This is a genomic window from Nonomuraea sp. NPDC054003 (assembly GCF_055585125.1).
In genome coordinates this window covers 79,367-93,299 of the sequence record NZ_JBVJKR010000007.1, presented here as the reverse complement: position 1 = coordinate 93,299, position 13,933 = coordinate 79,367, and the positions used below count along the sequence as shown (strand labels likewise).

At 73.2% G+C, this 13,933-nt stretch carries 15 protein-coding genes; 7 read left to right on the top strand and 8 right to left on the bottom strand.

Annotated features, from left to right (window positions below):
- On the bottom strand, window positions 1–630 hold the full coding sequence (locus ACZ6YG_RS19595) for an alpha-ketoglutarate-dependent dioxygenase AlkB (protein WP_148030713.1): 630 nt from the start codon (window positions 628–630) through the stop codon (window positions 1–3).
- Between the two features lie 138 nt (window positions 631–768).
- Between ACZ6YG_RS19595 and ACZ6YG_RS19590 the strand changes: the two genes are divergently transcribed.
- Together ACZ6YG_RS19590 and ACZ6YG_RS19585 are read left to right on the top strand one after the other, a co-directional pair.
- Window positions 769–1,527, top strand: coding sequence for a VOC family protein (locus ACZ6YG_RS19590; RefSeq protein WP_148030712.1), 759 nt, complete (start codon window positions 769–771; stop codon window positions 1,525–1,527).
- A 24-nt stretch (window positions 1,528–1,551) separates the two neighbouring features.
- Entirely contained in the window at window positions 1,552–2,877 is a 1,326-nt protein-coding gene (locus ACZ6YG_RS19585) for an MFS transporter (protein ID WP_466018791.1), read from the top strand.
- Here the strand turns inward: ACZ6YG_RS19585 and ACZ6YG_RS19580 are convergent, their stop codons facing one another.
- Genes ACZ6YG_RS19580 through ACZ6YG_RS19560 form a run of 5 tightly spaced genes read right to left on the bottom strand, consistent with a single transcriptional unit; the run spans window position 2,878 to window position 6,475 of the window.
- The gene (locus ACZ6YG_RS19580) at window positions 2,878–3,411 is read right to left on the bottom strand and encodes a CGNR zinc finger domain-containing protein (RefSeq protein ID WP_466018790.1); all 534 of its coding nucleotides are present in this window, start codon (window positions 3,409–3,411) and stop codon (window positions 2,878–2,880) included. It lies immediately after the preceding gene.
- An 18-nt stretch (window positions 3,412–3,429) separates the two neighbouring features.
- The gene (locus ACZ6YG_RS19575; protein ID WP_466018789.1) at window positions 3,430–4,377 is read right to left on the bottom strand and encodes a WD40 repeat domain-containing protein; all 948 of its coding nucleotides are present in this window, start codon (window positions 4,375–4,377) and stop codon (window positions 3,430–3,432) included.
- A gap of 1 nt (window position 4,378) precedes the next feature.
- On the bottom strand, window positions 4,379–5,368 hold the full coding sequence (locus tag ACZ6YG_RS19570) for a WD40 repeat domain-containing protein (protein WP_466018788.1): 990 nt from the start codon (window positions 5,366–5,368) through the stop codon (window positions 4,379–4,381).
- Between the two features lie 46 nt (window positions 5,369–5,414).
- Window positions 5,415–5,783, bottom strand: coding sequence for a DUF2203 domain-containing protein (locus ACZ6YG_RS19565; RefSeq protein WP_148030708.1), 369 nt, complete (start codon window positions 5,781–5,783; stop codon window positions 5,415–5,417).
- An 11-nt stretch (window positions 5,784–5,794) separates the two neighbouring features.
- Window positions 5,795–6,475 (bottom strand): GntR family transcriptional regulator, encoded by a 681-nt coding sequence (locus ACZ6YG_RS19560; protein ID WP_315970604.1) that lies wholly within the window; start codon window positions 6,473–6,475, stop codon window positions 5,795–5,797.
- A gap of 91 nt (window positions 6,476–6,566) precedes the next feature.
- Here ACZ6YG_RS19560 and ACZ6YG_RS19555 point away from each other — a divergent pair, with 91 nt between their 5' ends.
- Entirely contained in the window at window positions 6,567–7,868 is a 1,302-nt protein-coding gene (locus tag ACZ6YG_RS19555; RefSeq protein ID WP_466018787.1) for an MFS transporter, read from the top strand.
- Window positions 7,869–7,943: 75 nt separating this feature from the next.
- On the top strand, window positions 7,944–8,876 hold the full coding sequence (locus ACZ6YG_RS19550) for an SPFH domain-containing protein (protein WP_397197410.1): 933 nt from the start codon (window positions 7,944–7,946) through the stop codon (window positions 8,874–8,876).
- On the opposite strand, the gene ACZ6YG_RS19545 is transcribed toward ACZ6YG_RS19550, so the two are convergent.
- Complete coding sequence (locus tag ACZ6YG_RS19545; protein ID WP_466018786.1) at window positions 8,873–10,168, bottom strand: MFS transporter; 1,296 nt, start codon at window positions 10,166–10,168, stop codon at window positions 8,873–8,875. The genes ACZ6YG_RS19550 and ACZ6YG_RS19545 overlap by 4 nt on opposite strands.
- 200 nt (window positions 10,169–10,368) lie before the next feature.
- On the opposite strand from ACZ6YG_RS19545, the gene ACZ6YG_RS19540 reads away from it, so the two are divergent.
- The gene (locus tag ACZ6YG_RS19540; RefSeq protein WP_148030703.1) at window positions 10,369–11,136 is read left to right on the top strand and encodes a sirohydrochlorin chelatase; all 768 of its coding nucleotides are present in this window, start codon (window positions 10,369–10,371) and stop codon (window positions 11,134–11,136) included.
- 73 nt (window positions 11,137–11,209) lie between these two features.
- A complete protein-coding gene (locus ACZ6YG_RS19535; RefSeq protein WP_466018785.1) occupies window positions 11,210–11,728 on the top strand; it encodes a GNAT family N-acetyltransferase in 519 nt (172 codons plus the stop codon).
- A gap of 1 nt (window position 11,729) precedes the next feature.
- On the opposite strand, the gene ACZ6YG_RS19530 is transcribed toward ACZ6YG_RS19535, so the two are convergent.
- Window positions 11,730–12,863, bottom strand: coding sequence for an epoxide hydrolase family protein (locus ACZ6YG_RS19530; protein WP_466018784.1), 1,134 nt, complete (start codon window positions 12,861–12,863; stop codon window positions 11,730–11,732).
- Between the two features lie 44 nt (window positions 12,864–12,907).
- Between ACZ6YG_RS19530 and ACZ6YG_RS19525 the strand changes: the two genes are divergently transcribed.
- The gene (locus ACZ6YG_RS19525; RefSeq protein WP_466018783.1) at window positions 12,908–13,861 is read left to right on the top strand and encodes a helix-turn-helix transcriptional regulator; all 954 of its coding nucleotides are present in this window, start codon (window positions 12,908–12,910) and stop codon (window positions 13,859–13,861) included.
- Window positions 13,862–13,933: the final 72 nt, after the last annotated feature.

Below are 13,933 nucleotides of genomic sequence, written 5' to 3'. Positions count from 1 at the left end.
TCAGCGGACGCCGCGAGGGCGGAACTGGATGCTGATGCGCGGCCCCGCCGGGCGGGTGGTCTTGGGGACGGCGTGTTCCCACGTGCGCTGGCAACTGCCGCCCATCACGATGAGGTCGCCGTGACCCAGGTCGTAGCGGAGTGACGAGCCGCCGCCGCGCGGGCGGAGCAGCAGAGGGCGCGCGTAGCCCACGGACAGGATCGCCACCATGGTGTCGTGGGCGGCGCCGCGGCCGATGGTGTCGCCGTGCCAGGCCACGCTGTCGCGGCCGTCGCGGTAGTAGCACAGGCCGGCCGTGGCGAACGGCTCGCCCAGCTCTTCGCGGTAGTGCTCATCGAGGACGCGCCTGGCGTCGGCGAGCACCGGGTGCGGGAGCGTCTCGCCCTCGTCGTAGAACTTCAGCAGCCGCGGCACGTCGACGACGCGGTCGTACATCTTGCGCCGCTCGGCCCGCCACGGCACCGACTCCGCCAGCCGCTCGAACAGCTCGTCGGCTCCCGACAGCCAGCCCGGCCGCACGTCGACCCAGGCGCCCCGGTCGAGAGGGACGCGGCGGACCGTCGAGCCGAGCGGCCCCACGGCGAGTTCCTCGTTCAGGCTCAGCAGAGATGCTTGGTAAACAGCCGCCATACCACCGAGTGTAGGTGATCGTTCAAACATGTTTTCGACTGTGCCGGATCCCGCGGGCGGGGCATGAAGGACGAGAAGAATCGCGTGGCGTCGTCCCGGGCCGCAGCGGGGCCGCCACATCCGATCGAGGAGCACGTCATGCTCACCACTGAGTTCCTGCCGGGCAGCCCGTGCTGGGTCGATGTCGGCAGCCCCGACATCGAGGCGACCGCAGGCTTCTACAGCGACCTGTTCGGCTGGCGGTTCCAGCCGGCGATGGAGGGATACGGCTTCTGGCAGGCCGACGGCAAGACGGTCGCCGCGGCCGGGTCGGTGATGGAGGAAGGGGCCGCCGCGTCCTGGATGGTCTACTTCCAGACGCCCGACTGCGACGCCACCGCCAAGGCGGTCGAGCTGGCCGGCGGGCTGGTCCGCGCCCAGCCGTTCGACATCGAGGGGCAGGGGCGGATGGCGCAGTTCACCGACCCCGCGGGGGCGGAGTTCGCGGCCTGGCAGCCGGGTGGCACGCGCGGCCTCGACGTGGTGACCGATCCGGGGTCGTTCGCCTGGGCCGAGCTGTTCGTGCCCGACACCGACGGCATCCGCGGCTTCTACCGGTCGGTGTTCGGCTGGCGGTTCGACGACGTCGACATGGGAGATCTGACCTACCCGGTGGTCTCGCCGGCCGAGGGCGGCGCCGACTCGTCGATGGCGGGGCTGGTGGGGCTGCCGCCGGGTGACCGGGCCCACTGGGTGCCGTTCTTCGAGGTGCCCGACTGCGACGGGGTGGTGGCCAGGTGCCAGGAGCTCGGCGGCACGGTGCGCACGCCGGTGGACGACGTGCCGGGGGTGGGGCGGATCGCCTACCTGTCCGATCCGCACGGGGCGCGGTTCGCGGTGATCACCAGCACGGCCTGAGCGCGCCGGTGTAACGTCTCCTGGGTGTTGACACGTTACATGCTCGGCGCCCTCGCCTCCCGTACCGGCGACGAGATGTCCGGGCCCGCGCTGCTGGTCGCCGGGCTGGCCGTGACCGGGTCGCCGGTGCTGGCGTCGTCGCTGCTGGCGGGGCTGACCGTGTCGGCGGCGGCCGGGGGGCCGCTGCTGGGCGTGGTGCTCGACCGTACCCGCAGGCCGGGGCGGGTGCTCGGGTGGTGCCTTGGGGGTTACGGCGCGGGGCTGCTCGTGGTGCTGGCCGGGCTGGGGCGGCTGCCGGACGCGGCGCTGATCGGGGTGGCCGTGCTGACGGGGTTGCTGGGGCCCTCGCTGAACGGCGGGTGGACGGCGCAGCTGCCGTCGGTCGTCGGGGCCGGGCGGCTGCCGCGGGCGAACGCGCTGGACGCGATGAGCTACAACGTGGCCGCGCTGGCCGGGCCTGCGCTGGTGGGGGTGATCGCGACCGCCGCCGGAGGAGAGGCGGCCGTCGTGGTCGGCGTGGTGCTGCTGGTGGCGGCCCTGCCCGCGGCCCGGGTGCTGCCGGCGCGGGAGGAGAGGCTCGGGAAGCCGGGGGCGGTCCGGGAGGAGCTCGCGGCCGGGTTCCGCGCCATCGCGGGGAACCGGGCGCTGCGGCGGGCGACCGTGACGTCCATGGTGTCGATGGCGGGTCTGGCCATGCTGATCGTGGCCGCGCCGCTGCTGGGGCTGCGGCTCGCGGGCGACGCCGGGTACGGGGCGCTCCTGCTGGCGGTGACGGCGGGAGCGGCCCTGGCGGCCAACGCCGTGATCGCGAGGGTGGGGGTGCGGTGGCGGCCTTTCCGGACGGGACGACAAGCTGGTATCGCGAGGGCGGGGGTGCGGTGGTGGCCTCTCCGGACGGGACGACAAGGCAGTGCCGCCGTGGCGCGGGCGGGGATGGGGTGGGACACGGTGATGGTCGTGTCCACCCTGTTGATCGGGGTGGGGACGTTGGTGGCGGCGGTGGCGGGGTCCTTTGCGGTGGCGGTGGTGGCAGCCGTGGTGGTGGGCGTGGGTGAGGGGCCGCAGCTCACGGCGCTGTTCGCGGTGCGGCATCGGGAGGCGCCTGAGCGGGTGCGCGGTCAGGTGTTCACGACCGGGGCCAGCTTGAAGATCACCTCGTTCGCGGCGGGTTCGGCGCTGGCGGGGCCGCTGGTGGCCTTGTCCCCGGGAGCCGCGCTGCTCGCGGGGGCGGGCGTCCAGCTTCTGGCCGTGGCGGCGTACGGTCTGCTCTCGCTCCCCCGGTCGGCCCTGGAAGGACCTACTCCGTACGGTCCTGACGAAGCCGCGGACGAAGAAGCACAGTCGGGGTGATCAGGCTGGGCGGGTGGAGCGGTAGGCGGCTACGCGTTCGCGGGTGGCGCAGCGTGGTGTGCAGTAGCGGCGAGGGCTGCCGCCGCCCGCGTGCAGGAAGGGGCGGCGGCAGGTCGCCGACGCGCACAGGCCGCCGGGGACGCGCTGGTGGTCGGCCAGGAGGACGGCGAAGGCCATCGCCGAGGACGCCTGGAACCATTCGCCCCAGGGCGCGTCGTCGTGGCCGTCGACGTGCACGTGCCAGCCGGTCGTGCCGTCGTGGCTGGTCAGGCGGGGCGGCCCGGCGGCGGCCGCCAGGAGGCCGTTGAGCAGGGCCGCCGCCGCGCCGGGGCCGGGCGCGGCGAGGACCTCGACGAGCCGCCCGGCCGCCTCCCGCATCGCCCGCACGTCGGCCCCGGTGAGGTCGAGCGGCCCCCGCTCCCCGTGGGCGCGCAGCACCCGGGCCACCGACTCCGCCGTCGCGTCCTCGTACAGCAGGACCGTGCACAGGTCGACGGCCCTGGCCGCGATCGCCTTGGTCGAGTGATCCTCCACGTTCCCGAGCGTAGGGGGTCAGCCGCCGCAGGCGGCGACCACGAGCGAGTCCTTCAGCACCGTGTAGCGGTCCCTGAGCCTGACCGCGCCGGTCCCGGTGTCGATCTGGACGACGTTCATCCGGCCGGCCTGGGTGGTGAGGTGGAGCGTGACCTGCCGGTCGCCGGTCCAGTCGATGGCGTTGAGGTCGCCCTTGGGCAGCTTGACCGGGACCCGGCCGAGCACCTGGTCGGTCTCGACGTCGTACAGCACGAGCTGGGACTTGCCGGCGACGAACGCGGCGGCGGTGCGCCCGTCGGCGGCCAGGGCGAGCGGCATGTTGGCGGAGACGAGCTGCGGCGGGGTGGCGCGGGAGACGAGCTCGCCGGTGTCGGCGCGGACCACGACGTCCGTCACGGCCTCGTCGGCGTCGACGGTGGTGAGGACCTCGCCGCCGTCGCCGCTGAAGTCCACCAGGGTCTCGCCGCGCGGGAGCGTGCCGAGGCGGGCGCCGTCGGAGGTGTCGAAGATCCGCACCTGGCCGGTGCCGATCGTGACGGCGAGCCGGCCGCCGTCGTCGGACAGGACGAGCCCGACCTCGTACTGCGGCACCCGGGGCACCGCGCCGGCCGGCAGCAGGGTGACGCCGCCGCCGAGGGTGCGGACGGCGAGGCGGTGGGAGTTCTTCGCGAAGTACGCGACCTTCGTGCCGTCGCCGCTGACCGCGACGGGCGCGGGGAGGTACTTGTAGGGCTTGCCGTCGGCCTTGAGCGCGACGGTCTGCGCGTCGGCCAGGACGCGCTGCTCGCCGCTGTGCATGACCAGCCGCCACGGGCCGCAGGGCAGCCGGCCGTCGTCGCCCCTGTCGCAGCCCTTGATGGAGGCGTAGCGGACGGCGTCGTGGTGCGGCGCGGCCTGGGCGGGCGCGGTCAGGGGCACGGTCAGTGGCACCGCCAGCAAGGCGGCGGCCAGCAGGATGACCTTCATGTCACTCTCCCGCGACGGTGTAGAAGTAGGAGTCCTTGCCGGTCGTGTAGCGCTCGGTCTGCTTGACGGCGCCGGTCGCGGGGTCGGCGGTGAGCACCCGGACCACGGCCGTGCCGCCCTTCCCTCTCCCGGGCACGGCGACCGTGAGCTTGCCGCCCTCGCCCCACCGGGCGGTGAACGGGGTGTCGCCGGGGTCGAGCGCGAGGTCCACGCCCTCGGTCAGCTTGCCGGTCGCCAGGTCGTACAGGCGCAGCCGGGGCGGTTTGCCGCGTTCGGGGTGGCCGGAGACGACGACCGCGACGGTCCGCCCGTCGCGGGCCAGCGCCTTGACCGGCGCGTTGGCCACGACCTGCGGCGGCGTGCGCCTGACGGAGGTGCCGTCGGGCTCGTGCACGACGAGCGCGGTGGTGTTGTCGGCGGTGACGCGCTCGGTGAGCACCCGGTCGCCGCCGGGGCTGAAGCCGATCGGGGTGTCTCCCCCGCGCAGCTCGGCGGTCCGGCGGGTGGCGAGGGTGTAGAGCTTGGTGGGCACGCGCTCGGCCTGGTCGAGGTAGTCGACCAGCACCCGGTCGCCGGCGGGCGACAGGGTGAGCGAGACCAGGTCGGTGCCGGCGCCCTTGGGCAGCAGCGACCTGGGCAGCACGGTGCGGCGGCCGCTGGGCAGGTGCCACACGACCAGGCGGTGGTCGCCGGACCGCTGGTGGGCGACGGACCGGCCGTCGGCGCTGACGGCGAGCGGGGCGGCCTCGCCGGTGCTCCTGCCGCGCCGGTCGACGCTGACCCCGGCGACGGCGGAGCTGGTGGTCACGCCGCCGCCGGGGGCGAGCAGCCGCCAGGTGGGACACGGGACCGTGATGCCGGATCTCTCCGTACAGGTGGGTATCCACGCCAGGCCCACCTGAGCGGGCCGGGCGTGCGCGGCGGGCGCCCAGGCGACCCCGCCGAGGACCGCGGACGCCAGGAGGGCGGCGGTCGCCGAGCAGATTCTCATGCTCACTTGGACAACCGGCGGGCCGCACCCGCGGATCACGGATGCGTCACGTTCGGGGCAACGGCCGGCGGCCGGGGAAGCCGAGCTCCGAGCGGTGGTACCAGCCCAGCTCCGGCTCGCCCTCGATCCAGCACAGCCGTACGGACGCGCCGTCGAGCACGGCGGGGAAGTCGAGCAGCACGGGCGCGATGCCCTTCACCTCCAGGCCCAGGCCGGCCCAACGGGACAGGATCTCCTGCATGCCCGCCTCGATGCCCTTGATCTCGGGCAGCCCGCCTAGCGGGGAGACGCCGCCGGTGTCGCGGTCGTAGGTGATCTCGGCGAGGTCGGCGCGGGCGGCGACGAGCTCGCGGGCCTCGGCGAGGATCCGCGGCATCAGCGAGCGCGCCTCGGCGACGGAGAAGAGCCTGTCCATAGCCGGGAACGTTAGCGGTTCGGCTCGTAGGCGCGGAGCAGGAGCTGCTCGGCGTGGTCGAGATAGCCGTCGAGGTAGGCGGCGGCGCGGTCGGGCTCGCCGGCCTCGATGAGCTTGAGCAGCTCGCGGTTGCGGTCGAGGAACGGCTCGTGGAAGTCGCGCGGGTTCTCCATCACGTGGAAGACCAGGCGCAGCTCGGCCAGGAGCTGGCGCATCGCCTCGTCGAGCCTGGGGCTCTGGTTGAGGGTGACGAGGGCCTGGTGGTAGCGGATGTTGGCGGTGCCGACGGCCCGCCAGTCGCCGGCCTCGGCGGCCCGCTCGGCGTCGGTCATCGCCTCGCTGATCTGCGCCAGCGCCTGCGGCGTCGGGGGGCGGCGGACGGCCGCGCCTTCGAGCACCCGGCGCACGCGGTAGAGGTCGGAGACGTCCTCGGCCGACAGCACGCGGACGAACACGCCCCTGTTGAGCCGGTGGTCGAGCAGCCGTTCGTGGCTGAGCAGCCGGAACGCCTCGCGCAGCGTGTTGCGCGAGACGCCGAGGGCCTCGCAGATCGACTCCTCCGACAGGCGCTGGCCGGGCATGAAGAGGCCTTCGATGATCCGGTCGCGCAGGATGTCGGCGACCCGCTCGGCGGTGCTGCTGCGCCCGAGGCGGGATCGGTCTTGTGCGAGGCCGGCTACTGCGTCGTCCACAGGCAACAGGAAATCATCGAACAAACCTCTTGTCGAATCGTTCAACGATCCTTACGTTGAAACGGTGACCCTCTGAACGAAGGAGCGATCGATGTCCGGCTCCACCCCCCAATCCCGGCGGGTGATCCTCGCCAGCCTGATCGGCACATCGCTGGAGTGGTACGACTTCTTCCTGTACACGACCGCCGCCACGCTGGTCTTCGGCAAGCTGTTCTTCCCTACCTTCGACCCGCTGAACGCGACCCTGCTGGCCCTGACCACGAACGCGGTGGCGTTCGTCGCCCGGCCGCTGGGCGGGATCGTGTTCGGGCACTTCGGCGACCGCACCGGGCGCAAGACGGTCCTGGTCGTGACGCTGCTCGTGATGGGCGTCTCGACGTTCCTCATCGGCGTGCTGCCCGGATACGACACGCTGGGCGTGCTGGCGCCTGTCATGCTCGCCACGCTCCGGTTCGTGCAGGGGCTCGGGCTCGGCGGCGAGTGGGGCGGCGCCGTGATCATGTCGCTGGAGCACGGCGACCCGCGCCGCCGCGGATTCAACGCGAGCTGGCCCCAGGTCGGCGTCCCGGCGGGATACGTGCTGGCCACCGGCCTGCTCGCGATCCTGTCGTTCACGCTCCCCGACGCCGCGTTCATGTCGTGGGGCTGGCGGGTGCCGTTCCTGCTGTCAGGGCTGCTGGTCCTCGTCGGCCTGTGGGTGCGCCTGAAGATCACCGAGTCGCCGCTGTTCGCCGAGGTCGAGCAGAAGGGCGCCAAGGCGCGGATGCCGCTGCTGGAGGTGCTGCGCACGCACCCGCGCGCGCTGCTGTCGGCCTTCACCGCCCGGATCGGCGTGGACGTCGCCTTCTACACCTTCACCGCGTACATCCTGGTCTACCTGACCGGCCCGCTGGGCCTGGACCGGCAGGTGGGGCTGAACGCGGTGCTGATCGCCTCGGCGCTGCAGCTCGGGCTGATCCCGCTGTTCGGCTCGCTGTCGGACCGGTACGGGAGGCGCCCCGTGTACTTCGCCGGCGTCGTGGGCGCCGCGGTCTGGGTGTTCGCGTTCTTCCCGCTGCTGGAGACCCGGTCCACGTTCCTGATCATCGTGGCCGCCGTGGTCGCGCTCGTCACCCACGCGGCGATGTACGGGCCGCAGGCGGCGTTCATCGCCGAACTGTTCAGCACCCGGCTGCGCTACAGCGGGGCCTCGATGGGCTACCAGGTGGCCGGCATCGCGGGCGGCGCGCTCGCCCCGGTCATCGCGATCAAGCTCGTCGACACGTTCGGCACCACGCTCGCGGTGTCGGTGTACGTGGTGATCGCGCTGGCGATCACCACCCTGGGCCTGGCCATCGCGCCGGAGACGCGGGACCTGGACCTGGCCGCCGAACCGATGCCGCAGCGCACCTGAGACCGCCCCTCCTGGAGTTGCCGCGAGAGCCGCGGGCGGCGGCTGCCACCGCCGCCCGCGGGGGGAAGGACGACCATGCGAACCGCCCTGCTCGTGATCGCCGCGCTGATCTGCGTGCCGACGCTCGTCGGACTCGTCGGGGGCCTGGAGAGGACCGACGCCGGCGAGGTGGCCGTGGTCCGCGACGGCGGCTGGTTCGACGACAACCAGGTGCGCGAGGTCATCCCGCCCGGCTCCGGCCTGACCTGGGCCGGCCTGTGGTCGTCGGTGCACCCGTACCCGGCGCAGCAGCGCTTCTACACGATCACCGCGGACGCCAGGCGCGCCACCACGCTGGGCGTGGACGTGGTGACGGTGCCCAGCGGCGACGGCGTGAACCTGGGCGTCGAGGGCACCCTGTACTTCACGCTCAACCTGGATCCGGCGACGCTGAAGACCTTCGACGACAAGTACGGCACCCGTACCTTCCGCGGCCAGGACGACTCCTTCCTGTACGCGTGGGAGGGCGACGAGGGGTGGACCGCGTTCTTCGGCCAGGCGGTCCGGCCGGTGATCGACAACGCGCTCCGCACCGAGGTGGGCGCCCGGCGCTGCGCCGAGCTGGTGCCGTCGTGCGCACTGCTGGAGAGCTCGGCGCTGAAGCCGCGCGACAGCAACACGAACATCAGGGCGGTGCAGGACGGGGTGAACGCCGCGCTCGCCCGCGACCTGCCGCGCACGCTCGGCGGCGCGTTCTTCACCGGCATGACCTTCTCACTGTCGCGGATCACGCTCCCGGCCGAGGTGCAGAAGTCGGTGGACCGCTCGCTGGCGGCCGGCGCCGCCGTCTCAGAGGCGCAGGCGAGGGTGGCGCAGGCCGAGGCGGAGGCCAGGGCCAACCAGGCCAGGCAGGACGGCTACGACAAGTGCCCCGCCTGCGCCGAGATCGACAAGCTGAAGTCACTCCCCCAGGGGATCACCGTCTACGCCCCGGGGAACCAGGACGCGGTCGTCGTGCCCACCCGCTAGGCCCGGGGCTCGCCCGGAACAGGGGCACGGGTGAGCCACGGGCCCTTGAAGGCGGCCAGGGTCAGCAGGAACAGCACCTGGCCGCCCAGCCCGACCATCAGCCACGTCTCCCAGCCGGCCGCGGCGACGACCTGCGGCGAGACCACCAGCATCGCCACGATCATGACGCGGACGACCATCCCCCACAGCCCGAGCGCGGAGCCCTGCAGACGGGCGTCCACGTCCTCGGCGTTCTCGGAGAAGTTGGCCATCCACGGCACGTACGCGATGCCCAGGGCCAGGAACAGCAGCGCGTACACGACCACCACGTGGGTGGCCGAGGCGCCGGCGCCGACCAGGCCGATGAAGTAGGCCAGCGCGGCGATGGTCAGCACGGTCCCGGCGGCGGTGAACGGCTTGCGCAGCCGCAGCCGGTCGGAGATCCGGCCGACCGCGATGACGGCCAGCGCGTTGAGCACGATGCCGAGCGCGACCACGCCGTTGGCGGCCGCCGCGGCCATGCCGAACGCGGTGACCAGGATCGTCTGGCCGAAGATGGCGAAGGTCCAGTAGAGCACCTGCCAGCCGGTGTTGCCGAGCACGTGCGCCCACAGGTGCGGGTGCCGGAACAGCTCTCTCAGCTTGCCCGGGTCGATCTTCTCCTCGGCGCTCACCTCCGCCTCGGCGTCCATGACCTGGGCCCGCAGCGCGGCGGACGGCTCGGCGATCTGCCAGATGATGATCGCGCAGAGGGTGAGCGAGACGACGCCCATGAGGATGGCCTGCGACTGCCAGGCGTTGCCGAACAGCGGCAGCGTCAGGCTCGCCAGCGCGGAGGCCAGGAACGAGGCGCCGACCGGGCCCCAGGTCCAGAACGCGAACGCCTGCGCCCGTCCCATCCGGGGCGAGAAGTCGCGCACCAGCGAGGCGGTGATGGTGATGCCCGCGCCCTCGATGAAAAGCATCAGGCAGCGGACCGCGAGCAGCCCGCTCACCGAGTCGACGGTGGCGAGCAGGAAGTTGCAGGCGGCGGTGACGGTGAGCGTGGGCACCAGGATGGCGACCCGTCCCCACCGGTCCGACAGGATGCCGCCGAACCCGGCGGACACCCCGCCCACCAGCACCGAGAGCGCCGCGATGAGCCCGTACTCCTCCAGCGACATGCCGAGGTCGGTCATCAGCAGCGGCAGGATGGTGGCGATCGTGGTCTCGAAGTTGGCCACCAGGCTGGCGAGCACCGCGATGGCGAGCAGGCGGACGCGGCGGGCGCCGACGGGATAGACGCTGAGCTCGCGGACGTAGAACGGCTTCATCCCCAACCTCCGGGGCACGAGCGGGACAAAGGGTCGCTCTAGAACGCGTTTCTAGTAGATCCACAGTTTGCTGCTGAACGCGCGCAAGTCAACGCCCACGAGCGTCACGATGTGATCTCGGTCACCATTTCGCACGTTGTAACGCAATCGCCGCCGATTCCCAGAACCTGATCGACCGTTTACGCATAAACTGCGCGCCTGTGAGCCTCCCTGTACGTGAACGTTCCCCCCGCCCGGGCGGCGGCCGGCACCGGCGGCCGGTCCCCACGTCCCTCCCGCCGGACGCGCCCGTACTCGTGCTCGCCGCGCCCGGCAGCGCCACCGGCGTGGCGGCGGACATCGCCGCCGTGGTGCGCGTCGACAACCCCCAGATCGAGGTACGGCTCACCACCGTGGACGAGCTGGCCCCGGCGCTGCCGGAGGGCCGGGACGCGATCGTGGTGCCCCTGCTCACCTGGGACGATCCGGCCGTCCTCGGCCAGATCGGCCGGGCCGTCGCCGACAGCGGCTCGGGCGCCGTCGTGACGGGCGCGCTCGGCCCGCACCCGCTGCTGGCCGAGGCGCTCCACATCAAGCTGGCCGAACGCGGCCTGGCCAGGGCCGACCGGGTGCGCCTGCTCAACGTCCACAGCCCCGTCGACGCGGTCATCCTCGGCACGACCGGTGGCGAGCAGGCCGTGCACGCGGCACAGGCGACCGCGGTGCTGCTGGCCTCCCGGCTGACGCTCCCGGTGGTGGCCGCCTCGCTTGACAGCGAGCCCGGAGTCGCCGTGGCCGCGGACCGGCTGCGTGCGGCCGGCGCCCAGCGGCTGGCGCTCTCGCCGTGTGTGATCGGCCACGAGGCACCGGCTGACCTGGGGCGACGCGCGGCGGAGGCGATCGGCGCCGGCCACGCGGAGCCGATCGGCGCGCACAGCATGATCGCCGAACTTGTCGCCCGCGCTTACGGCAGTCAACTGGCCACTTGACAAGGGCTTGTAGAGATCACTCAAGTAGCGTTACCGTCGGCCCATGTGCGAGGTCGTGTGCAAAGGTGAGCGTTTGTGGCTTCGTGAGGTCACCGAGTCGGATGCCGCGCCACTGCACGCGATCTACGGAGATCCGGCGGCCACCCAGCACATGCCGTTCCCGCCCCGCACGGTCGGGCAGGTGGCCGAGGTCGTGCGGGAGGCGGTGGCCGCCGCCGCCGAGAAGCCGCGCCGCCTGTACGCGCTGGCCGTGCTCGACCCCCACGACCGGAGCGTGATCGGCGTCGCGCGGCTGCACATCGACGCCGAACGCCCGCACTGCGCCGAGATCGGCCTCGGCCTGCGCCCCGACCACTGGGGCCGGGGCATGGGCACCGACCTGGTGCGGCTGCTGCTGACCTTCGGCTTCAAGCAGCTCGGCCTGCACCGCATCTGGGGCGCGCGGGCCCCCGCCAACCTGCCCGCCCAGCTGGCCATGCTGACGGCGGGCATGGTCGAGGAGGGTCGCCTGCGCCACCACGTGGCCGCCCCCGACGGCTGGCGCGACTCGGTGATCCACGCCGCGATCGAGGACGAGTGGCGCGGCCGCTGACTCAGCGGACCAGCGCGAAGAACGCCCGGACGTCCCCCACCAGCAGGTCGGGCGCCTCCATCGCGGCGAAGTGCCCGCCGCGGTCGAACTCCGACCAGTGCACGATCTTGTGCTCGCGCTCGGCGACGCGGCGGACCCCGGGGTCGCCCGGGAAGACGGCCACCCCGTGCGGGAGCGCCGACGGCTCCTGCCCGCGGCCCCAGGACGCGGCGCTCTCCTTGTACAGCCGGGCCGAGGAGCCCGCGGTCCCGGTGAGCCAGTAAATGCTGATGTTGGTGAGGAGCTGGTCGCGGTCCACCGCGTCCTCGGGCAGCTCGCGGGCCGGGTCGGTCCACTCCTTGAACTTCTCGGCGATCCAGGCGAGCTGCCCTGCCGGCGAGTCGTGCAGGCCGTACGCGAGCGTCTGCGGCCGGGTGGACTGGATCATCGCGTAGCCGGAGCCGTCCTGGTCGCCGTAGACGGCCAGACGGGCCCGCTCGGCCTCGGTCAGGCCCTCCAGCTCGGCCGGATCCCCGCTCGGGAAGCCGAGCCCGCCGTTGACGTGCACCCCGACGACCCGTTCCGGGTCGAGCCTGCCGACCATCGGGGAGATGACGGCGCCGGTGTCGCCGCCGTGCGCGCCGTACCGCCCGTAGCCGAGCCTGCGCATCAGCTCCTTCCACGCCGCCGCGACCCTGGCCATGTCCCAGCCGCGCTCGCGGGTGGGCCCGGAGAAGCCGAAGCCGGGGAGGGACGGGGCGACGAAGTGGAAGGCGTCGGCCGGGTCGCCGCCGTGCGCGCGGGGGTCGGTGAGCGGGCCGACGACCTTCATGAACTCGGCCACCGACCCCGGCCAGCCGTGCGTGACCAGCAGGGGCAGCGCGTCCGGCTCGGGTGAGCGCACGTGCAGGAAGTGCACGTTCTGTCCGTCGATCTCGGTGGTGAACTGCGGGAACGCGTTGAGCGCCGCCTCGTGCGCGCGCCAGTCGTAGCCGGTGCGCCAGTACTCGGCGAGTGCTCGCGCGTACGGGACCCCGTACGACCAGCCGGCGCCGTCCAGCTCGTCGGGCCAGCGGGTACGGGCGAGGCGCTCGCGCAGGTCGTCCAGGTCGGCCTGCGGGACGTCGATGCGGAAAGGCCGGATGTCGTTGTCCATGACGCCCACGCTAGAAGCCGGTTAGGACAGTTACAGTCCTAGGTGTGCTGGAGACCTCGGCTCGACTGCTGAAACTGCTGTCCCTGCTGCAGACGCGGCGCGACTGGCCCGGCGCGGAGCTGGCCGGGCGGCTCGGCGTCTCGGCCCGTACGGTGCGTCGCGACGTGGAGCGGCTGCGGGAGCTGGGCTACCAGGTGCACGCGTCGGCCGGGGTGCCCGGTTACCGGCTCGGCGCGGGCAGCGACCTGCCGCCGCTGCTGCTCGACGACGAGGAGGCGGTGGCGGTGGCCGTCGGGCTGCGCACGGCCGCGCAGGGCGGCGTGGCGGGCATCGAGGAGACCTCGGTGCGGGCGCTGGCCAAGCTGGAGCGGGTGCTGCCGTCGCGGCTGCGCCACCGGGTGAACGCGCTGCAGTCGATGACCGTGCCGCTGACCGGCGGCGCGCCCGCGGTCGAGGCGGGCACGCTGTCGGCCATCGCGGCCGCCTGCCGCGACCACGAGGGCCTGCGCTTCGACTACCGGGCCGGGGACGGGACGGTCACGGAGCGGCTGGTGGAGCCGCACCGGCTGGTGGCGTCGGGACGGCGCTGGTATCTGGTCGCGTTCGACCCCGGGCGGGACGACTGGCGGGTGTTCCGGGTCGACCGGCTGCGGCTGCGCACGCCGAACGGGCCGCGGTTCGCGCCTCGGGAGCCGCCTGCAGAGGACCTGGCGGCCTACACCTCACACAGGATCTCCAGCGCGCCGTACCGTTACCGGTGCCGGGTCATCGTGCACGCGCCCGCGGAGACGGTCGTGGCGCGCATGCCGCCGTCGGTGGCCGCCGTGGAGCCGCTCGACGGGGGCGGTTGCCTGCTGACCAGCGGCTCCAACTCGCTGGACGAGCTGGCGTTCTGGCTGGTGTCGCTGGGGATGGCCTTCGAGGTGCGCGAGCCGCCCGAGCTGGCGGCGCACCTGCGGGTGCTGGCGCGCAGGCTGGCCGACGCGGCGGGCGGCTGAGACGCCGGGTGTCGGCGCGGGGAATTGTCGGTGGCGGGCCCTACCATGAGGCTCCTCACGGAGGGATGGCCC